Source organism: Providencia alcalifaciens (genome assembly GCF_020271745.1).
Lineage (GTDB): Bacteria > Pseudomonadota > Gammaproteobacteria > Enterobacterales > Enterobacteriaceae > Providencia > Providencia alcalifaciens_B.
The window spans coordinates 1683529-1704887 of sequence record NZ_CP084296.1 but is presented as its reverse complement, the minus strand read 5'-3'; the positions used below and the strand labels follow the sequence as shown (position 1 = coordinate 1704887).

Genomic DNA, 21359 nt, shown 5'->3' with positions numbered 1-21359 from the left:
GAAAAAAGGAAAGCATTTGCTTTCCTTTTTTTTATTCATTGGCGCTAGGGATTAGTGGCAACCACAACCGCCGTGCTTGTGACCGTGACCTTGGCCTTCGCCACCACCACAGCAACCGCCTTCTGAACCGTGGCTATGACCGCCACCGCCACAGCAACCACCTTCGTGGTCATGGTCGTGGTCGTGACCATCAGCACCATGGACGTGGCCATGAGCGATTTCTTCTTCAGTTGCTTCACGGATAGCCATGACTTCAACATTAAATTTCAGGTTTTGACCTGCTAACATATGGTTACCGTCAACGATAACTTCATCGCCTTCGATGCCAGTGATTTCAACTGGAACTGGACCCATGTCAGTATCCGCTAAGAAACGCATACCTACTTCCAGCTCGTCAACGCCCATGAACACATCTTTCGGTACGCGTTGAACTAAGTTGTCATCATATTGACCATATGCATCGTCTGAAGCGACTTCAACATCGAAATGTTCGCCAACTTCACGACCTTCTAATGCTTTTTCCAGACCAGAAATTAAAGAACCACGGCCATGCAGATAGTCCATTGGCGCATTTGCCGGGGACTCATCAACTAAAACACCGTCTTCTGTTCTTACTTGGTAAGCTAAGCTTACAACCAAGTCTTTTGCTACTTTCATGACATCTCCTACGACCCGTAAGGGAAAAATTTTTGCCAATTGTACCGGAAAACAATTGTGCTGTATTGAGAATTGACAAAATTCTCTTATTCTGGGGTAAAAATTCCAATAACTTGTTCTTGCTTTCTCACATGCTCAGTAGCATCGCCTTCAGCTTGACGTTGTTGATCCCCGCAATTCACACATTCAACCACATCAATTTTATCTTCTCGCCACATCATTAAGGTGTCTTGAGACTTGCATTTAGGGCAGGTTGCCCCAGCAATAAAACGCTTACGTGTTGCTGCCATTTTTCTACCTTACTGTTCGTTATTCCAGCTGTGCGGTTGGCGATTTTCTCTTTGCATCTCTTTTTCGAAAAGTTCGTTGAGTTCACGCCGCGCCTCTTTAATACGCGAAATTTGCCCGCTATCACTATTCTCATTTTCAGGAATAATATCCCGCAACATACGCATATCAAGCCGGCGAAAATGCTGCTTTGCACGATAGGCTTTATGAGGATGCATACCTGTACTAATCAGTGCCTTGCTTCCCATCTCTAACGCGCTTGAAAAGGTTTCACGGCTAAAGTCCGTCACGCCGCTATGCAGTAATTCGTGAGCTTCTAAACGCCCTTTTGCCCGAGCAATAATATGCAAATTAGGGAAGTTTTCTTGGCAAATACGCACAATTTCCATCACCTCTTCGGGAACATTACTGGTGATCACAATGGCTTTGGCTTTATCCGCCCCCGCTGAGCGCAGAAGTTGTAGCTCGCGTGCGTCCCCATAATAGACTGTGTAACCGTATCGGCGCATAGTACTAATCGCGGTAACATCTTGTTCAAGCACCGTAATATTCACTTTGTTCGCCATCAATAGACGACCAACCACCTGCCCCATTCGTCCAAATCCCACTAAAATAACGTGAGGGTTGGTATCCTCTACAAATGGCTTTTCTGTCGATGCCGGTTGCTGATTATAGCGGCGGTTGAGATACGCATCTATCAACTGCATCACAAGTGGCGTTGTCATCATCGATAGTGTCACCACGACCAACAATAAATCCATTTGCCTTTCATCAATCACGCTGGCACCAAATGCTGTAGCATAAATCACAAAGGCGAACTCACCGCCTTGGCTAAGCACCCCAGAAAATTGCGCTCGAGCACCGGTACGTAAACGTGCCACAAATCCCAACACATATAATACGAGGGCTTTCACGACAACCAGCACCAAAACTGCCAATAAAACTTGAGGGAGGTAAGCCCATAATACTTGTAAATTTAATGACATACCGACGGAAATGAAAAACAGCCCCAGCAGCAAGCCTTTAAACGGCTCAATATTAATCTCAAGTTCATGACGAAATTCTGTCTCAGCAAGCATCACCCCCGCCATAAACGTGCCCAATGCCATTGAGAAGCCAAGGCTTTCCATAATCAACGCGGAACCCAGTACGACTAATAACGCCGCTGCGGTAAAAATTTCATGAACGCCCGATTTCGCTGCAAGCCTAAATAGTGGGCGTAATAAATAACGTCCGACAACCCATAACCCTGCAAACGCCACCACTTTCAATCCAATTTTGTACCAATCGCTGCTTCCCGTATCCCCTGCCAATAACGGGATCAGTGCCATAATCGGAATTACCGCCATATCTTGGAACAGTAAAACAGAAAAGCCGAGCTGCCCACTTTCTTGATTGGACATCCCTTTTTCATTCATTAATTGTAGCGCCATTGCCGTTGAGGACATTGCCATACCCAGCCCACCAACGACTGCTGCCTGCCAAGAAAACTGAGCAAGAATCAAGATCCCTGCCATCAAAGCCGCGGTCACAACCACTTGGATGGTACCGACACCAAAAATCGACCGGCGCAGCTCCCATAATTTCGAGGGTTTCAATTCCAACCCAATTAAAAACATTAAGAAGACGACACCCAGCTCCGAGAAATGCAGGATGTCATCCACATTGCGAATAAAGCCCAATACGAATGGACCAATCACGATCCCTGCCAGTAAATAACCCAACACCGCACCTAAACGGATTTTTTGGGCAATCGGTACCATCACTACACCGGCGCATAAAAATATGATCACCGACTCAAATAGATTTAATTCATCCATTTGAAATATCTCCCGTATTGAGGGGGTGTCTCATCCATTGCTTATACTCTTCAACCATTTGCTGTAACTGTTGTGGGCTCTTCCGACGAGCAGAATAGATAATGTTTGGTTCAATCCAGTGCATATCACACATCAGTGAGGTCAACTCGAATGGACGCAGAATTTCAGATAATGGGTAGCGATTATAGCCGCCATATTGGTAAGCTTCTTCTGGCTCTCCGGTGGTAATAATCGAGCGCCAATATTTGCCTTTCAATTTTTGGTATCCTTGATCTGTGGCAAATCGACGAGTCAAGACTCGGTCAAACCACTCTTTTAATAGCGCGGGACAACTATAAGTATACAGCGGGTGCTGAAATACAATGACATCATACTGACAGAGCAGCTTTTGTTCTGCGGTGACATCAATAAAATAATCAGGATATGTTGCGTATAAATCGTGGATAGTGACATGGTCAAAATCGCGCACTGCATTTAACAACAGACGATTAGCAACAGATTCATCGGGGTCTGGGTGAGCGTAGACCACGAGCACTTTTGGCGTATTTGACATCTTTCCCTCCTCAAAGGCGTGTCAGGCGGATAATTTTCCGTTACCATGCAGCCTGCTAAATGTACTTTAAGCTTAATATATTTCAGTAATAACTTTATTATTCGAATATATCTAACTCAATAATTTAACATATTTTCAATAGACGGTTTCTATGATTGTTTTCTCTTCATTACAAATTCGCCGAGGTGTACGTGTTCTGCTGGACAATGCAACTGCGACTATCAATCCGGGGCAAAAAGTCGGATTAGTGGGTAAAAACGGCTGCGGAAAATCCACATTGCTGGCACTGTTAAAGGGTGAATTGCAGGCGGAAGCAGGATCAGCAACCTTTCCAAGCAATTGGTCAATGGCGTGGGTGAACCAAGAAACCCCCGCTCTTGATGTACCTTGTATTGAGTATGTCATTGATGGCGATCGTGAGTTTCGCGCCTTAGAACATAAACTCCAACAGGCGAACGAAAAAAATGACGGTCACGCTATTGCCGTCATTCATGGGCAATTAGATGCCATTGATGCGTGGACAATTCAGTCCCGTGCAGCAAGCTTGCTACATGGTCTTGGCTTTAGCCAAGCACAGCTACAGTCTCCAGTAAAATCATTTTCTGGTGGATGGCGTATGCGCCTGAACCTTGCGCAAGCCCTACTGTGCCGTTCCGATTTATTACTTCTGGATGAACCGACGAACCACTTAGATTTAGATGCGGTGATTTGGCTGGAAAAATGGCTTAAAAGCTATTCTGGCACCCTGATTTTGATTTCCCATGATAGGGACTTCCTCGACCCAATCATCGACAAAGTACTGCATATCGAACAAGAAACCATGTTCGAATACACTGGCAACTACTCTTCATTCGAACGCCAACGCGCCACTAAACTAGCGCAGCAACAAGCCTTGTATGAGAGCCAACAAGCTAAAGCTGCCCACTTACAAAGTTATATTGACCGATTTAGAGTCCAAGCCACCAAGGCTAAACAAGCACAAAGCCGGATTAAAATGCTTGAACGCATGGAGCTGGTCGCCCCTGCGCATGTGGATAACCCATTCCATTTTTCATTCCGTCAACCAGAAAGCTTACCGAATCCCTTATTAAAAATGGAAAAGGTCAGTGCAGGTTACGGTGAAAAAGTGGTGTTAGAATCCATCAAATTGAATTTAGTCCCTGGCTCTCGCATCGGGTTACTCGGGCGTAATGGTGCCGGTAAATCCACATTAATCAAAATGTTAGCTGGCGATTTACCGCCATTACACGGCGAGATATCACTCGCCAAAGGGATCAAACTGGGGTATTTCGCCCAGCATCAATTAGAATATTTGCATGCGGATGAGTCCCCACTACAGCATCTTGCTCGCCTCGCACCTGAACAAACTGAGCAGCAATTGCGTGATTATCTCGGCGGCTTTGGTTTTAAAGGTGACCAAGTGACGGATCCTAGTGGACGTTTCTCCGGTGGAGAAAAAGCCCGCTTAGTATTAGCCCTGATTGTCTGGCAGCGCCCTAACTTACTGTTACTCGATGAGCCAACCAACCACTTAGATTTGGACATGCGACAAGCACTGACCGAAGCGTTAATGGCTTTCGAAGGCGCATTGGTGGTGGTTTCCCATGATAGGCACTTACTGCGCACCACCACCGATGAGCTGTATCTAGTTCATGGGGGAAAAGTCGAGCAATTTGATGGGGATCTTGAGGATTACCAACAATGGTTAGCTGAGCAGAATAAAATGGAGCTACAGCAAGCCCGTGATCTGCTTGATAAAGAAAAGCCAGCCAGCACATCAACCGTGACGGCACAAGATAGAAAAGACCAAAAACGCCGCGAAGCTGAATTCCGTCAACTGACCCAACCTATCCGTAAAAAAATCACAGAGTTGGAAAAGAAAATGGAAAAATATTCTGCATCATTAGCAGAGTTAGAGGCGAGGTTATCCGATGCCGCCATTTATGAACAAGATAAAAAAGCGGAGCTAACAGACTGTTTGAAAAAGCAAACTGAGCATAAATCCGCCCTTGAAGACGTTGAAATGGAATGGATGGATCTGCAAGAGCAGTTAGAAACCATGACCAATGAGTTTGAAGCGGGTTAATTCATTATCACTCTTCAATAATAACCCTTTATTAGTCTGATCTTAATAAAGGGTTATTTCAATAAATAACCAAAATTGATAATTATAATTGGATTTTTAAACCCAAGAATTTAATTACACATAAAAATCTTATTTATGGCTTCCTTAAAACATAATCCGAAAAATAAAAGCACTATTAATAGAATTAAATATTAACATATCGTTAACCTAAAGCAGTTAAAACCACACAAAAAAAGCGTAGCTCTAAAAATAATACTTATTCTTCAATGAATTAAAATCACAACAAAACGCACAAATCGCCATCTATTTTGTCGATTAAATATCCCCATTATAATAAAGCCAATCAAACAAACTCATAATAAAAATCAATAGCGATAAGGCATTAGCACTTATCTTTATCTTAGGGTTGGTGCAACATGATTTATATCATTACAATGCTCTATGGCAGAGACACAGCGAAAAAATATTTCTGGTTTATTCTGGCTCTCACATTATTTGGTGTGCTGATTGGCGCCTGCTTTTTTCTATTACCTTTTTTTGCTGATCCCCATGAGTTTATGATCTTCCTCTGTATTCCAATTTTATTGGAAGCCATTCGCTCGTTTGTCTGTGCGATGTATTGCCAAGGTGCCACCCGAGGACTGAGGATCAGTCGCGGATTAGTGCTACTTTTAATGGTCTATATTGTCTTGTTTTCTAAAATACATGCGTGGGAAACGGTTCTCTCTGGGTTTATTACTGGCTTATATCTCATGGTCAGTGCTATCTGGAAAATGTCCAATAGCGTGGTTTTAAAATTTGAACGCTGGAAGTTAATGTTAACTGTCTCCATTATTGAATTTTCATTAGGTTTATGGAATTTCATTCCTTGGTCTTTTGACTACTCATCTCGCCAGGTTTATTGGGATGTCGGCACGCTGATTATGATCTTCTCCCTCGACTCATTCTTTGTTTACTACTTTGTTGTGAGCAGCCAGATTTCCAATGCTAATCAGATGGTATTTACGCGCAATAATGACGCTTCAAATAGAGAGCACGGCACATTACATGTATGGACAACTACTGGGCAACTGCCGCTATTTTTTAAAATTATCCAGCGTTATATTGTTTCCCGTAATTCATTGGGTGTGATTAGTACTGGGCATGTTGCTTTCGAGCTGGATGAAATTTATATCAGCCACTACCCAGAGAAAGATATCGACCGCGATACCGCGCAATTCTTACAGATATTGAAATCCACCGAAGAAAACAATGACACAGGTGTTTTTCAAATCAGTTATCTTGATGAAATGAAAATTGCGCCGCCATCCAACTTCAAATTAACCATTGAAGGGATCAGTAAAGAAAAGCTAGACGCATTTTGGCAAGAATACAGTAAAGACACGACCTACAATTTAACAAATCGCAATTGTTCAACCGTCGTTTCTTTGGCGCTGATAAAAAGTACCGAGGGATATTTTACCGAGAAAAAAGGCGGCTTCATGCTGCTGCTTAAATTGCTCTTTAGCCCTGAGCTTTGGGTCATGTCCCAACTCAGAAAACATGCAAGTATTATGACGTGGACACCGGGCATTGTTTTAGATTATTCCCGCGCCATGTCTGTTCTATTAAAAATGTAGTGCGCAAATGAGCAATCTATTACCTCAAAATGAGTGGAGAACGGAGTATCGTTATAAATCCCATATGGATTTTAATAACGAAACTTCGGATATCGCCATTCATAATTTTCGCTCTTTCCAGTTTGCCGATAAGAATGAATACACTTGGGATACTAAGCATTACAACCTGTCTAACTTGCAAAGCGTAGACTTAGTGCAATCCCACTGGTCTGGCAAAATGATCGCCCATGTTTTTCTGAGCTTCGGTTTTTCCAATGGAGACTATGTCTCTTTTTCTATCGAGACAAGGCGAAAAACACATCAACAATTTTCGGTTTGGAAGGGATTTTTCTATAACTACGATATTATCTATGTGGTCGCTGATGAGCAGGATTTAATTGGTACTCGCGTTAATTTACGCAATGAGCAAGTCTATATCTATCCCTTAAATTTAGATAAGCCACTTATTATAGAACTGTTTCTCAATTATATGAGCAAACTTAATCAGCTCAAAGAGACCAACGAAAAATACCATTCCATGTGGAATAACTGCACAACCAGCATTTATAAAATCGCCAAGAAAACCTACCCTGATTTTAAATTTAACTGGAAACTGTTAGTCAGTGGCTACGCTTCTCAATATTGTCATCAATTAGGCTTTATTGAAGATAATGATTATTTTAACAAGCAACAAATCCCATTGATCCCATTGGTCGATAAGCAATTCTCTCAAATAATACGCCGATAATAATGAGAAGAAGCCTGCCAAACGCTATAAAAAATAGCGCAGGCAGCTTTGAAATGTATGGCAAAAAAACAGACTCATTAAACTTGGCTAGGCAGTACAAGAAAATTAGATGTACTTCATGCCATTGTTATAAGGCATCGCTTCACACCTTCACACACATCACATGATATTCGCCATCAATTTTTTCCGTGCCTTCTGTTTCATGTTCAAAGCCCGGAAACTCGCTATCCCACGCTTGTAAACTGCGCAAGTAACCAATATGCGGGCTGTTGGTTTCTCCAAAGCTTTCGCCGGATAACAGCATTGGGATCCCCGGTGGGTAAGGAATAATCGAATTCGCCGCAATACGCCCAGCCAGCTTATCTAATGGCACAGCTTCAACGCGATTCGCAACGATCTGTTGATAGGCATCACGCGGGCTCATCATGACATTGGGTAACTCTGAATAGGCTTGATTCAGCTGACTTCCCGGATTATTACGTTGCAAGTAAGCAAACATCTTATCCCCCAAGTCCCGCAGCCCCATCTCACCATAAATTTCAGGAGCTACTTCCACCACTTCCGGTAACACTTTTTTCAGTTGAGTGTTGGTATCATAGTGGCGTTTAAAGGAGAGCAATGCATTGACTAATGTGCCCCATTTCCCTTTGGTGATCCCCATAGAAAACAGGAACATAATTTGGAAATCAGTGGTGCGGGTTGGCACAATACCATAATGATTTAGCCATGCAGTCACGAGCGCCGCAGGGACTCCGGAATCAAGCAGCTTGCCATCATCTCCCATCCCAGGCGCTAAAATACTCACTTTGATAGGGTCTAACATCGCCCAATCTGCAGGAATATTTTTGAAACCATGCCACGTATCTTCAGGGTTCATTACCCAGCAGCTTTGCTCTTTCATTAGCAATTCAACGGGAGCAAACTCAAAATCGTAGCGCTCTCCTGTTACAGGATCCTTCACCGTTTCCTGATTCCATGGTTTGAAAAACCACTCACCATCATTTTGGAACTCTTTGTACAAGTAGCCGAGTGATTGACGAAAGTCGATAGCTTCGCGGATCACTTCATCCGTTAATGAGCGCCCACTATTCCCATCCATCATATCTGCCGCAATATCGTTCGAAGCGCAAATGGCATACAGCGGTGAAGTGGTTGCATGCATGTGGTAGGCTTGATTAAAGCGATTAAAATCAATGGCATTTCGGCCATTTCGAACATGAATGAACGAAGCTTGAGACAGCGCATTCAATAATTTATGAGTCGAGTGAGTGGCAAAAATGGTTGGGTCATCCTCTTTGCGCTCTTCATCACGCATCGCAAAATGGTCACGATAAATCGGGTTGAATCGCGCGTAGCCATACCATGCCTCATCGAAATGGATTCTATCGAGGGATTTATCCAATAAATTTTGCACTTTGCGCGCGTTGTAGCAAACACCATCATAAGTGCAGTTTGTTACCACACTATACGCTGGCTTTTTATCCGTTTTATCGGCAGTAAATGGATTATTAGCTATCTTTTTCTGAATGGCTTCAGGGGACATTTCTGTTGGGTAAATCGGTCCAATAATCCCATAACGGTTACGACTCGGGACCATATAAACAGGCTTTGCTCCCGTTAAAATTAAACCTTGTTCGATGGATTTATGGCAGTTTCGGTCAATGACCACCACGTCGTCATCCGTCATGCAAGCTTGCATAATGGTACGGTTTGAACCCGAAGTCCCGACCACAACGGAATAGGATTGGTCAGCACCAAAAATTCGTGCCGCGTTTTTCTCACATTCCCCAAATGCCCCGGTGTGATCAAGCAACGAACCCACGGCAACTCGCTCGATGCCGATATCTGTACGGAATAAATTTTCGCCAAAAAAGTCGTGATAAATACGCCCAGCAGGTGTTTTGGTAAAGCCGACACCTCCTTGGTGCCCCGGCGCTGCCCATGAATGTTCGTGTACATCACTGTATTTAATCAAACTTTTCATTAATGGTGGGAGCAATTGCGCACGGTAACGAATGATGGCAGCAAGAACGCGTCCGGCAATAAAGTCCGCTGAATCCTCTAAAATCCATGCAAATTCATCCACCTGCTCCATCATTTTTCTATCAAATGCCACTAAGGCTTCTTCACGATCACTTAAGAGAAAGACAGGCACATCTTCTTGGCGACGATGAAGCTGAGTAATTAACCGATGAGCTTGAGCTTGTTCTTCCTTATCGGACATATCTCGCCCGTAAAGCAAGCAGTCAATGCTGGTATTTGAGCGAATATAGGCGAGGCCGTCTTCAAAATCACGAATAATGACCGTTTCGACGTGTTCGTCATTCAGTTCACTTGCCAGCCGTGCAACCGCATGGCTGATCACAGAATCTTCATCCGTTAGCTCGGTATAAACGATCAATGCCCTCATGGACTCTCCCTCAATGAATTGTTTTAAGCGAAATAATGCCTCCTTTAGTCTTAACGCAGATAAGATTATTTTGCAAAGTTATCGGGGCATTAATAGTTATTCGTCAAGTTTATTAATCATCACTTTGGCATTCATCACCAATGCTTTCGCTTTATCTTCCCGTTTTTGTAACAACGCCATGAACAGCAAATCGGTAAGGGTATTTTGTGCCGTTCTTGACGAAATTGATGAACTACGCCATTCGTTCTCTTCCGCCACACTTTCCAACATATAGTCTGACATTTGAGCGAGTGGAGAATCTTTCGAGCGCGTGATAGCGATAACGCAAGCACCATTTTGGCGCCCAATATTGGCGGCAGTAAGCATATCTTTGCGCTTTCCAGAGAAGGAAATGACGATTTGCACATCATTCGGCGTCAAGGTTAAGGCGGCAGCAATTTGAACGTGATGATCCGGCTCCACAAGAGTGGTAATACCTATCTTCTGGAGTTTATAGCTTAAATCTTTCGCGGTAAGCCCTGAGCCGCCAATCCCAACAATTTGCACGCGTTGTGCGCGGTCTATGCGTTCAATAATTTTTTCAAACTGTTTAAAATCAAGGCGTTTAGTTGTTTCCGTGATGGAATAATTTTTCTCTAATGCCAGCTTCTGCGCGACCACCATCAAGCTATCCGTTTGAGTAATACGGTTATGCAACGCACTGTGAGGCTCCCCCAACTCTTGCTGTTGGCGACCAATGATTTCACTCAGCGCCAATTTCAGCGCGGGATACCCCTTTACACCTAATTTTTGGCTAAACTTCACAATAGCAGATTGGCTGATCCCCAATTGCTCCGCTAACTGTGAAGATGACAGTTTCAGCACATTTTCCGGACTTTCTAAAATAAATTGTGCAATTTTACGTTGGTTTTCCGCTAACCGCGGTAACAGGTACGTGATGGTATCGAGTAACGTCATAGTAGCCCTCAAGAAGATAAACCTTCATCAACATAATAAATTTACAAATAAATTATTCCTTCAATAAAAACTCAATGCTTGATAATTAATCATTATAATTCAAATTGCTATTATTTTATCGAGTGATAAATATGCAAATTTATTCACCTATATTGGCAAGAGAGAATAGATAACACCGTGATACTCATCACATCAAAGGAATAAATAATTCCATAGCATACCCCTCATGATACGTTTAAGGAGTTATTACTATGTCGATTGATTTAAGCAAGATGGTCACGGAAAGCCGTAACGAAGCCAGTACCCACATTGACCAATTATCTACCATTGAAATGCTTCAAGTAATCAACAATGAAGATAAAAAAGTCCCTTTGGCTGTCGAAAAAACCTTACCGCAAATTGCACAATTGGTCGATAAAGTTGCGGCAGCTTTCCAACAAGGTGGTCGTCTGATTTATTCTGGTGCGGGTACCTCGGGACGTTTAGGGATACTCGATGCCAGTGAATGCCCACCAACCTATGGAACCCCTCATGAACAAGTTATTGGCCTGATTGCGGGTGGTCACCAAGCTATCTTCCGTGCGGTTGAAAATGCAGAAGATAAACCCGAATTAGGGGAGCAAAACTTAAAGAATATCGATTTTAATCAAAAAGATATTTTAGTTGGGATCGCCGCCAGTGGCCGAACGCCTTATGTTCTGGGTGCCATGAAATATGCACGCTCCTTAGGTGCAACCGTTGCCTCGATTAGCTGTAACCCTGATAGCCCTGTCTCCCAAGCTGCTGACATTGCCATCACCCCGATTGTGGGTGCTGAAGTTGTCACTGGCTCTTCGCGCATGAAAGCAGGAACCGCACAAAAACTGATTTTAAATATGATCACCACCGGGGCGATGATCCGCATCGGCAAAGTCTTTGGCAATTTAATGGTAGATGTGGAGGCGACTAACGCCAAGCTCATTGAACGCCAAACTAAAATTGTGATGGAAGCAACTGAATGTGACCGCCAAAGCGCAGAATCTGCATTACAACAATGTGATAGACACTGTAAGACCGCGATTTTGATGATTTTATCTGGCTTAAATGCCGATGAAGCTCGTCAATTACTCGCTAAAAATAATGGCTTTATTCGCACTGCCCTCAACATCGCAAAATCCGTCTAATCAGCGGATCTCTATGAGAGAAACAGTATGGCTAAAATAACAAATGAAATGATACAGCAGATCCTGCAACACGTGGGTGGCGGTCGCAATATCAAGCAGTGTGGTAACTGCATGACGCGTTTACGGCTCACCTTACATGATGATCAGTTTATCGATAAAACCGAAATCAAAAAAATCCCCGGCGTACTGGGCGTGATTGAAAGTGACGACCAGCTGCAAATTGTTTTAGGTCCAGGAAAAGCCCAAGCAGCCGCGGATTTAATGAAGCAAATGTTAGAAAATGGCGAAGCGGATGAAGCTCATGACGCTACTGCGACCCAAGATCTGAAAGAGATTGCTTCTGCCAATAAACAGCAGTTGAAGAAGAAACAAACCAGCGCCATTCATCGCTTTTTATCTAAATTTGCGACTATTTTTACCCCATTGATTCCGGGCTTTATCGGCGCAGGTCTATTAATGGGTTTGGCATCATTACTCACATTATTATCGGCAAACCAAAACTTATTTCCTGCGGATTCAACCCAACTTGCCCACCTCAAAAGCTTAATTGCGTATATGAGTGTCTTCGGTAAAGGGTTATTCACCTTTATGGGATTGTTGATTGGTTATAACGCCCAAAAAGCGTTTGGGGGAAGCGGTGTTAACGGTGCCATTATCGCTGCGCTGTTTATTCTAGGTTACGACCCAGCAGCCACTAAAGGCTTCTATTCCGGCATGACAGACTTCTTTGGTTGGTATATCGACCCGAGAGGCAATATTATCGGGATCCTAATTGCCTGTATTTTTGGTGCTTGGGTTGAAAAACAAGTACGCAAAATCATTCCGGCCAGTTTGGATATTATTTTAACCTCAACGATTACGCTGTTAATCGTCGGTGCGGCGACCTTTGTTTTTATCATGCCTATCGGCGTGTGGTTATTCGAAGGGATGTCTTGGTTATTCATGCACTTAAATGGAAACCCTATTGGCACAGCCGTATTAGCGGGTCTGTTCTTAATTGCGGTGATGTTCGGTGTCCACCAAGGCTTTATTCCGGTGTATGTCGCGTTAGTGGAAGCCCAAGGGTTTAACTCGTTATTCCCAATCTTAGCGATGGCGGGTGCAGGTCAAGTGGGTGCCGCATTAGCGCTGTACGTGAAAGCCAAAAAAGGCTCTGTTACCCGTAGTCAAATTGGTGGTGCCCTATTCCCCGGCTTCTTAGGTATTGGTGAGCCCTTAATTTACGGGGTGACGTTACCGCGCGTGAAACCGTTTGTCACTGCCTGTTTAGGGGGCGCTGCTGGTGGTTTCTTTATCGGTGCTATCGCGTGGATGGGTTTACCTGTTGGGTTAAATACCGTATTCGGTCCTTCAGGATTAATCGCGATTCCACTCATGACGTCAGACCAAGGTGTGCTTCCTGCAATGGCGGTGTATGCTGGGGGTGTCTTAGTCTCTTATCTGTGCGGGTTTATTTTCACTTATCTGTTCGGTAGTAAAAATGTCGATTTAGACTAGAGAATAGTATGGATTGAAAAGCAAAAAAAGGCACCTTAGGTGCCTTTATTCTGCGCGAAAAACTTATTCAAACCAAATTAGCGGCACACACGCGGCGGTCAGTATCCCCATCACTAGGTTGAAAATAAACCATGCGCGGCGGCGACGTAGGAAAACCCCAATCAAGGAACCGAAGCCCATCCAAATCAAGCCCGCGACAAAATTCACAATCACAAAAGCGATGCTCATCACAATGATCGACTGAGTAAATAACTCGCCTGGAAGACTAAAACTCCCTACTGCACCTAACCCCATCATCCACGCTTTCGGGTTTAAGAACTGCAACAGTCCGCCTTGAAACCAAGTGACGCTTTTAGACACTTTACTGTCTGTTTTGAGTGGCTCGTAGCTGGCGGTGGCAGTTTTCCACGCTAGCCATAATAAATAAACACTACCAATGATTTTCAGCACAATATAAATTGCAGGATATAATAGTAATAACGCGGCAACACCGAAGGCAGACAAATATAAAATTGACTGCATTCCCAGCATTATTCCTAATAATAATTGGATACTGCGACGAAAACCGTAGTTAGCTGCACAAGAGGTCAACAACATGTTGTTAGGGCCGGGTGTGACTGCTGCAATGAATAAAAACGTAAAAAGCGAAAAAATTAGCCCCAGAGTCATTTATACTATGTTCCTCAACCTAAATTGTTTCTAAATTTGTTTACTTGCATCACAGAAAAATAACAGTATGTTATGTGACTCACAAGCGTTCCACTAGATAAAAAATAAGGCCATGTCAGAAAATTTCCGCCCTATGAGCTGGGCAAAGAACCCACACCTCCAAACTTTATTGCCAAGGATCTTTCGTCGTACTCCGAAAATTATCCCAACCTGGCAGCGATTAGAATTGCCTGACGGTGATTTTATCGATCTTGCTTGGAGTGAAAACCCAGAACAAGCAAGCGAAAAGCCTCGTTTAGTGATTTTTCATGGGTTGGAAGGAAATTTTAAAAGCCCCTATGCCCACGGGATGTTAGAAAGCGCCCAAAAACAAGGGTGGCTCGGCGTGATCATGCATTTTAGAGGATGCAGCGGTGAACCTAATCGCCAAAAACGTATTTATCATTCAGGTGAAACCAGTGATGCCCGCTATTTTTTACATTGGTTAAAACAGACATGGGGTGATGCCCCCACTGCGGCGGTCGGCTATTCCCTTGGCGGTAATATGCTCGCCTGTTATTTAGCTGAAAACGGTGAGAATGCTGAATTAGATGCCGGTGTCGTTGTCTCGGCGCCATTAATGCTCGAGGCCTGCTCCATGAAAATGGAAAAAGGAATTTCTCAGCTCTATCAACGCTACCTATTAAATGGATTGAAACGTAACGCCACCCGCAAACTGGTGCGTTATCCCGGTTCACTCCCTCTTAATTTGTTGCAGCTTAAGCAGTTAAAACGCATTCGTGAATTCGATGATGTGATCACCGCGCGTATTCATGGTTTTGATGATGCTGCGGATTATTATCAAAAATGCAGTGCGCTGCCTAAATTATCTCAAATTACTAAGCCAACCCTAATTATTCACGCGAAAGACGACCCGTTTATGGCGCCTGAAGTCGTGCCTGATTTAAGCCATTTACCCGAAAATATTGAATACCAAATGACAGAACATGGTGGTCACGTAGGTTTTGTCGGCGGCAGTTTTAGAAAGCCTCAAATGTGGTTAGAAACTCGTATTCCCCTGTGGCTAACTGCGTATTTGAATGAGCAAAAATCATGATTATTCCGTGGAAAGATCTCGCCCCTGAAACCCTTGAAAACCTTATTGAGAGTTATGTTTTACGCGAAGGAACCGATTACGGCGTTCACGAAAAAAGCTTGCAAGACAAAGTCAATGATGTGAAACGGCAGTTAGTTTCCGGCGAAATTGTGCTAGTCTGGTCTGAGTTACATGAGTCGGTAAATTTCATGCCTAATAACCAGTTTCGCCCGTAGCGCTGTTTCTCAAAAATAGTGGTCATGGCGTAAAACATGGGAGTCCACTATGTCGAAGAAGCATCCGATTATTGCAGTGACGGGTTCGAGTGGCGCAGGAACAACCTCAACGAGCCAAGCTTTTCGTAAAATTTTCCATCAATTAAATATCCACCCTGCCACTCTTGAGGGAGATAGTTTTCATCGTTATACCCGCCCTGAAATGGACATGGCCATTCGTAAAGCCCGCGAGCAAGGGCGCCATATCAGCTATTTTGGCCCTGAGGCCAACGATTTTTCTCTACTTGAACAGACCCTAATTGACTATGCTAAAACTGGCAGTGGTCAGTCTCGAAAATATTTACATACTTACGATGAAGCCGTGCCCTATGGTCTGCAACCCGGTACGTTTACTCCGTGGGAATCCCTGCCAGCCAATACCGATGTGCTGTTTTATGAAGGATTACATGGTGGCGTTGTTACCCCTGAGCACGATGTTGCACAACATGTTGATTTACTTGTGGGTGTGGTGCCGATTGTTAACCTTGAATGGATTCAAAAATTGATCCGCGATACCACCGAGCGGGGACACTCCCGCGAAGCCGTGATGGACTCGGTTGTACGTTCGATGGGGGATTATATTAACTATATTACGCCACAGTTTTCTCGTACCCATATTAACTTCCAGCGGGTTCCTACCGTTGACACCTCTAACCCTTTTTCTGCCAAAGCAATTCCTTCACAGGACGAAAGTTTTATCGTTATTCGCTTTAGAGGGTTAGATCATATCGATTTTCCTTATTTATTATCCATGTTAAATGGCTCGTTTATTTCAGCGATAAATACCATTGTGGTACCCGGTGGGAAATTAGGACTCGCGATGGAGCTGATTATGATGCCATTAGTGGAAAAACTAATGAAACAGCGAAATGGGTAGTTTGAGGTTCTCATTAAAGAGATAAATAACAAGATGCTTATCTTAATTATCGATAAGCATCTTAATATCAAGAAAACAATTACGGTGTTTTAATTTCGAAGCTATGAGTTACGTTAACCGTTTTTTCTAACATGATAGCAACGGAACAATATTTTTCTGCCGAAAGTTGAACCGCTCGCTCCACCACTTTGTCCGTTAATTCACGTCCCGTCACAATAAAGTGCAGGTTGATGTCCGTAAAATAACGCGGGGCTTCTTCACGACGCTGTGAAGTTAATTTCACTTCACAATCAACAATATCCTGACGACCTTTTTGTAAAATAGAAACCACATCAATCGCACTGCATCCACCTGCCGCCATTAGAACCATTTCCATCGGGCTTGGCGCTTTATCGCCTGCATTACCATCCATCATGATTTGATGACCTGATGCCGACTCACCTAAAAAAGAGAGCCCTTCAACCCACTTTACGCGTGCTTCCATTTTTATTCCTCTCGAAAATAGTGATATTTATCGCCACATTGTTCCATATATCTAAACAATGTTATATCAGCATTATTAGGCTGAAGCGATACAGGAGAGACTTTCTGCATTGGATATGATACAAACAATGGTTAGTTGATAGGATGAAGATCAATACTCAACGATTTAATTGATTATATTATACAATTGATATTAATTTGCATTGACCTAGGGCGATTATTAATAATAGGCATCAATGTGACTTAATATGCTAAGCTAGACACTTTAAAGTCAGCCTTTCCCTACTTTTCGAAAGGTTGCAATAACATACAGAGGATAACGCTAATGGTTCTCGGCAAGCCACAAACAGACCCTACTCTTGAATGGTTTTTGTCACACTGCCATATTCATAAGTATCCATCCAAGAGCACTCTGATCCATCAGGGTGAAAAAGCAGAAACCCTTTACTACATTGTTAAAGGTTCAGTGGCTGTTTTAATCAAAGATGAAGAAGGCAAGGAAATGATTCTCTCTTATTTAAATCAGGGAGATTTCATTGGCGAACTTGGGTTATTTGAAGAAGGACAAGAACGTACTGCGTGGGTTCGCGCGAAAGTTGCTTGCGAAGTCGCGGAAATTTCTTACAAAAAATTCCGTCAGCTGATTCAAGTCAATCCAGATATCCTGATGCGCCTTTCTGCGCAAATGGCGAGTCGTTTGCAAACCACGTCCGAAAAAGTGGGTAACCTTGCATTCTTAGATGTTACTGGTCGTATTGCTCAAACATTATTGAATTTAGCTAAACAACCTGATGCGATGACTCACCCAGACGGTATGCAAATCAAAATTACTCGTCAGGAAATCGGTCAAATCGTAGGTTGTTCTCGCGAAACTGTCGGTCGTATTTTAAAAATGCTGGAAGATCAAAACTTAATCTCCGCACACGGCAAAACGATTGTCGTTTACGGTACTCGCTGATTCGCCTGTTAGCCTCGCCTTTCTTGGTGGGGCTTCGATATTGAAATAGCTTTATACTTCATGTACAAAGCTATTTTTTTACTTAGGGTCCTTTATTTCCCCCTCTCATCTATATACTCTCATTGATGAGTATCGTTTCTTTATATAATTATAGTTAATTGTCAAACTAATATAGTGGTAACTAAACCATTATTAAGAGTTTACAACACGATGATTAAAAATATTAATCCAAGAAGCGAAAGTATCATTAATATCAATGATAATAAAACCATAGCCACTTCATCATTATCTAATAAAATAAAAAAAACCAGTAATATTGGCTCATGCATACCCGATAATAATCGCCTATCTAATTTACATTATCAAAAAAAGCATTTCGCCGTATCGACTTGTCATTTTGAGCCAAGTGAACAAAAAGAAATTAATCTAATTAAATACTCGCCTCCAGTAGAGAAAATAACACTTCCCTATAAATACCATGAGGCAATTGAAGCTAATGGTCATTTTTTAATTCTTAAATCCCCACGTATTTTCAACCATTCCGTCTCAATAAAAAATGAGCCCCTTATTAATGAAAAACAGGATGCCGAACTAATGCTAATTGATAAAATAAGTGTTCCAGAAACTAACGTTTTTAAAGAATTTAATTTAAAACGTTCATCAAACCGATTCTCAAATTTAATATTAGAAATAAAATCAACCCATGAAAAAGGTATTCGCTATTTAAAAAACATCTTTAAAAAAAATAATAATGAACAATTTTCAGTCACCTTTAAAAAGGAAACCGAAACCCAAAAAAAACATGAAATAACAAAAGAAAACAATGTAATCACTTATCGGAATACCGCATCAACTCAAAAGGTTGAAAATAACCTTAACACGCTAAAATCATTAAAAGCTAACCTAGCTGAGCAACTGAAAAAAATAGAGACCGATAAGAAAAACACAATAAAAGCGGATGAAGAGAAAATAAGAAAAGAGGCAGCATCTAGCATAATACCAAAAATCTCTATCTCAAAAAAAATAGATGAGAATAAAACAAAGAACAATAATAATGAATTTGAGTTCAATGATGAGCTTGAATGGAATGATGATACCAATAATATTCAAGATAGTTTACAAGAAAAAATTACCCGTCGTCTTGTTAGCTTAGCAACTCCATCAACTCATCAACTCGATAAATTACTTGTCGATAAAACTGATATGAAATCAATAAATCGACTTCTTAAAGATATGGATTCATTGAACGAACGAGAAAGTAAACTATCTTCTAGCAATGAAAGCTTAAACTCTGATTCCTCGGGGTATAAATCAGATATAAGCCGTTCATCAAATGAAACTCAGAAGTCATTTACGCCTCAAAAGAAACTGCGAGCAAATTTACTTTCACCAAAAGAAGAAATGAATCCGAATGAACAGTCTGGAATTGAAAGTAAAAAATATGGCTCTCCACAAAAGAATATACCTTTAGCCAGTACCCAAGTAAGTAAAGAAAACATAGTGTCATCATCCTCACATGCTAATACTCACACAATGGCTGCGAGAAAAAGCACAGTAAAAACTAAAGTGACGAATAGAAGAACTGTGGGCCTAGAACAAACCCAAGCAGAGAAAATGGCTCGATTAACAAAAGGGCACAGTACAACGGGTTATATTCATCCATCCCGTCGAGCTAAGCCAACTAGCGCAGAGAAAGAACAAAAAATAAAACAGCTTGATGAACAAATTTCTAAATTGTTAGCAATGAAGAAAGAAACTCAAGCGATGCTCGATACAACCACAAAAGAGGAACAGGCAGTCAATCAGCTTATAATTGAAACAAAAAATGACGTTGCAGCACTGAAACATAAGTTAAAAGCCTAATTTCCTTCCCATAGTGACAGAGGCAAATTCGCTTCTGTCACTATAAAAATACAATTAAGCCAGCAGTTTGCTAATTGCCGTTTCCAATTTCGCCATCCCGCTATTAATTTCATCTTCAGAAATAATCAGCGATGGAGTAAAGCGTAATACATTCGGACCCGCATTAAGCATCATCAGCCCTTCTGCCGCACAAGCTTGTAGAATATCTTTTGAACGATTAATCAATTTTCCATTCAGTTCTGCGCCAATTAATAAGCCCATTCCGCGAATTTCAGCAAAAATGCCATATTGGTCATTGAGCTTGTTTAAATGGGTCAAAAATAATTCTCGACGTTTAGCAACACCATCAAGCACTTGATCTGTATTGATAATATCGAAAGCAGCGTTGCCTACCGCACATGCCAACGGATTACCGCCGTAGGTGGTTCCGTGAGATCCCACTTCCATTGTTTTCGCAATTTCCGCGGTTGTGATCATCGCACTGATAGGGAAACCACCTCCGAGCGCTTTTGCGGTGGTTAAAATATCGGGAATTACATCATAATGCATATAAGAGAATAATTTCCCCGTACGCCCCATTCCACTTTGCACTTCATCAAAAATAAGTAATGCATTATTTTCATCGCAAAGTTTACGTACTCCTTGCAGAAATTCTGATGTTGCAGGGGTTACGCCACCTTCCCCTTGAACTGGCTCCAAAACCACAGCGCAGGTATTTTCATCGATAACGGCTTTAACGGCATCAAGGTCATTAAAAGGTACATGAATAATATCCGCAGGCTTTGGACCGAAACCATCTGCATATTTCGCTTGTCCACCAACTGACACAGTAAATAATGTTCTGCCGTGGAACGCTTGCTTGAATGCAATGATCTTCGTTTTATATGGGCTATATTTGGTGATGGCATAACGACGCGCTAACTTGAATGCGGCTTCATTGGCTTCAGAACCTGAGTTCACAAAAAATGCGCGATCCGCAAACGTTGCTTTGGTTAATTTTTGGGCCAGTTTTAACGCCTGTTCATTGGTAAAAATATTGCTCACATGCCAAAGTTTTTCGCTTTGTTCACGAACAGCAGCAACTAGACTTGGATGGCAATGACCCAGAGCTAAAACCGCGATCCCACCTGCGAAATCAATATATTCTTTACCTTGCTGATCCCAAACGCGGCTACCTTCGCCTTTAACTGGAATAAATTCAGCTGGCGAAAAAATAGGTAACATAACCTGATCAAAAGTTTGCCGATTGACTGCGTGTTGTTCTGACATACCCCTCACCTGCTCTTTATCGAATGCTTAAATGAAAATATAAGCATCAAATATGAATAAAAAATCAATAAAGAGCAATAGGCAAGGGTAAAATATGCATAATTAATTTTGCT

General features: G+C 42.3%; 19 protein-coding genes. 10 read left to right on the top strand and 9 right to left on the bottom strand.

Annotated features, from left to right (window positions below; translation table 11 throughout):
• Nucleotides 1–51: 51 nt before the first annotated feature.
• The 4 genes from slyD to kefG form a co-directional block, all read right to left on the bottom strand.
• Nucleotides 52–657 carry a peptidylprolyl isomerase gene (slyD, locus tag LDO51_RS07860; protein ID WP_006659533.1) on the bottom strand — a complete coding sequence of 202 codons (606 nt, stop codon included), beginning with the start codon at nt 655–657 and terminating at the stop codon, nt 52–54.
• A gap of 86 nt (nt 658–743) precedes the next feature.
• Nucleotides 744–947 carry a YheV family putative zinc ribbon protein gene (locus tag LDO51_RS07855; protein ID WP_036948717.1) on the bottom strand — a complete coding sequence of 68 codons (204 nt, stop codon included), beginning with the start codon at nt 945–947 and terminating at the stop codon, nt 744–746.
• A 9-nt stretch (nt 948–956) separates the two neighbouring features.
• Complete coding sequence (gene kefB, locus LDO51_RS07850) at nt 957–2765, bottom strand: glutathione-regulated potassium-efflux system protein KefB (protein WP_225577007.1); 1809 nt, start codon at nt 2763–2765, stop codon at nt 957–959.
• Nucleotides 2758–3318, bottom strand: a complete 561-nt coding sequence (gene kefG, locus LDO51_RS07845) for a glutathione-regulated potassium-efflux system ancillary protein KefG (protein WP_225577006.1) — start codon at nt 3316–3318, stop codon at nt 2758–2760. Before kefG ends, kefB begins: the two co-directional genes overlap by 8 nt.
• 151 nt (nt 3319–3469) lie before the next feature.
• Here kefG and LDO51_RS07840 point away from each other — a divergent pair, with 151 nt between their 5' ends.
• From LDO51_RS07840 to LDO51_RS07830, 3 genes are all read left to right on the top strand, one after another.
• Nucleotides 3470–5404, top strand: a complete 1935-nt coding sequence (locus LDO51_RS07840; RefSeq protein ID WP_225577005.1) for an ABC transporter ATP-binding protein — start codon at nt 3470–3472, stop codon at nt 5402–5404.
• A gap of 416 nt (nt 5405–5820) precedes the next feature.
• Nucleotides 5821–7023 (top strand): peptidase, encoded by a 1203-nt coding sequence (locus LDO51_RS07835; RefSeq protein WP_225577004.1) that lies wholly within the window; start codon nt 5821–5823, stop codon nt 7021–7023.
• Between the two features lie 7 nt (nt 7024–7030).
• Entirely contained in the window at nt 7031–7750 is a 720-nt protein-coding gene (locus tag LDO51_RS07830) for a DUF4105 domain-containing protein (RefSeq protein ID WP_225577003.1), read from the top strand.
• 142 nt (nt 7751–7892) lie between these two features.
• On the opposite strand, the gene adiA is transcribed toward LDO51_RS07830, so the two are convergent.
• Nucleotides 7893–10160 carry an arginine decarboxylase gene (gene adiA / locus LDO51_RS07825; protein ID WP_225577002.1) on the bottom strand — a complete coding sequence of 756 codons (2268 nt, stop codon included), beginning with the start codon at nt 10158–10160 and terminating at the stop codon, nt 7893–7895.
• 96 nt (nt 10161–10256) lie between these two features.
• The gene (locus tag LDO51_RS07820) at nt 10257–11117 is read right to left on the bottom strand and encodes a MurR/RpiR family transcriptional regulator (RefSeq protein WP_225577001.1); all 861 of its coding nucleotides are present in this window, start codon (nt 11115–11117) and stop codon (nt 10257–10259) included.
• 251 nt (nt 11118–11368) lie between these two features.
• Here LDO51_RS07820 and murQ point away from each other — a divergent pair, with 251 nt between their 5' ends.
• A complete protein-coding gene (murQ, locus tag LDO51_RS07815) occupies nt 11369–12280 on the top strand; it encodes an N-acetylmuramic acid 6-phosphate etherase (RefSeq protein ID WP_225577000.1) in 912 nt (303 codons plus the stop codon).
• Nucleotides 12281–12307: 27 nt separating this feature from the next.
• Complete coding sequence (murP, locus tag LDO51_RS07810; RefSeq protein WP_225576999.1) at nt 12308–13777, top strand: PTS N-acetylmuramic acid transporter subunit IIBC; 1470 nt, start codon at nt 12308–12310, stop codon at nt 13775–13777.
• Nucleotides 13778–13840: 63 nt separating this feature from the next.
• Here murP and LDO51_RS07805 read toward each other — a convergent pair whose 3' ends face one another.
• A complete protein-coding gene (locus tag LDO51_RS07805; RefSeq protein WP_225576998.1) occupies nt 13841–14446 on the bottom strand; it encodes a LysE family translocator in 606 nt (201 codons plus the stop codon).
• 112 nt (nt 14447–14558) lie between these two features.
• On the opposite strand from LDO51_RS07805, the gene LDO51_RS07800 reads away from it, so the two are divergent.
• The 3 genes from LDO51_RS07800 to LDO51_RS07790 are packed head-to-tail and all read left to right on the top strand — an operon-like array spanning nt 14559 to nt 16673.
• Complete coding sequence (locus tag LDO51_RS07800) at nt 14559–15542, top strand: hydrolase (protein ID WP_108478755.1); 984 nt, start codon at nt 14559–14561, stop codon at nt 15540–15542.
• Nucleotides 15539–15757: a YheU family protein gene (locus LDO51_RS07795; RefSeq protein WP_108478754.1), complete on the top strand. Its 219-nt coding sequence runs from the start codon at nt 15539–15541 to the stop codon at nt 15755–15757. Before LDO51_RS07800 ends, LDO51_RS07795 begins: the two co-directional genes overlap by 4 nt.
• Nucleotides 15758–15806: 49 nt before the next feature.
• The gene (locus LDO51_RS07790; RefSeq protein WP_225576997.1) at nt 15807–16673 is read left to right on the top strand and encodes a phosphoribulokinase; all 867 of its coding nucleotides are present in this window, start codon (nt 15807–15809) and stop codon (nt 16671–16673) included.
• A 79-nt stretch (nt 16674–16752) separates the two neighbouring features.
• On the opposite strand, the gene LDO51_RS07785 is transcribed toward LDO51_RS07790, so the two are convergent.
• A complete protein-coding gene (locus tag LDO51_RS07785) occupies nt 16753–17157 on the bottom strand; it encodes an OsmC family protein (RefSeq protein ID WP_154626510.1) in 405 nt (134 codons plus the stop codon).
• 324 nt (nt 17158–17481) lie between these two features.
• Here LDO51_RS07785 and crp point away from each other — a divergent pair, with 324 nt between their 5' ends.
• Nucleotides 17482–18114 carry a cAMP-activated global transcriptional regulator CRP gene (crp, locus tag LDO51_RS07780; protein WP_006813718.1) on the top strand — a complete coding sequence of 211 codons (633 nt, stop codon included), beginning with the start codon at nt 17482–17484 and terminating at the stop codon, nt 18112–18114.
• A gap of 210 nt (nt 18115–18324) precedes the next feature.
• On the top strand, nt 18325–19977 hold the full coding sequence (locus tag LDO51_RS07775) for a hypothetical protein (protein ID WP_225576996.1): 1653 nt from the start codon (nt 18325–18327) through the stop codon (nt 19975–19977).
• A 54-nt stretch (nt 19978–20031) separates the two neighbouring features.
• Here the strand turns inward: LDO51_RS07775 and LDO51_RS07770 are convergent, their stop codons facing one another.
• Nucleotides 20032–21246 carry an aspartate aminotransferase family protein gene (locus tag LDO51_RS07770; RefSeq protein WP_225576995.1) on the bottom strand — a complete coding sequence of 405 codons (1215 nt, stop codon included), beginning with the start codon at nt 21244–21246 and terminating at the stop codon, nt 20032–20034.
• Nucleotides 21247–21359 lie beyond the last annotated feature (113 nt).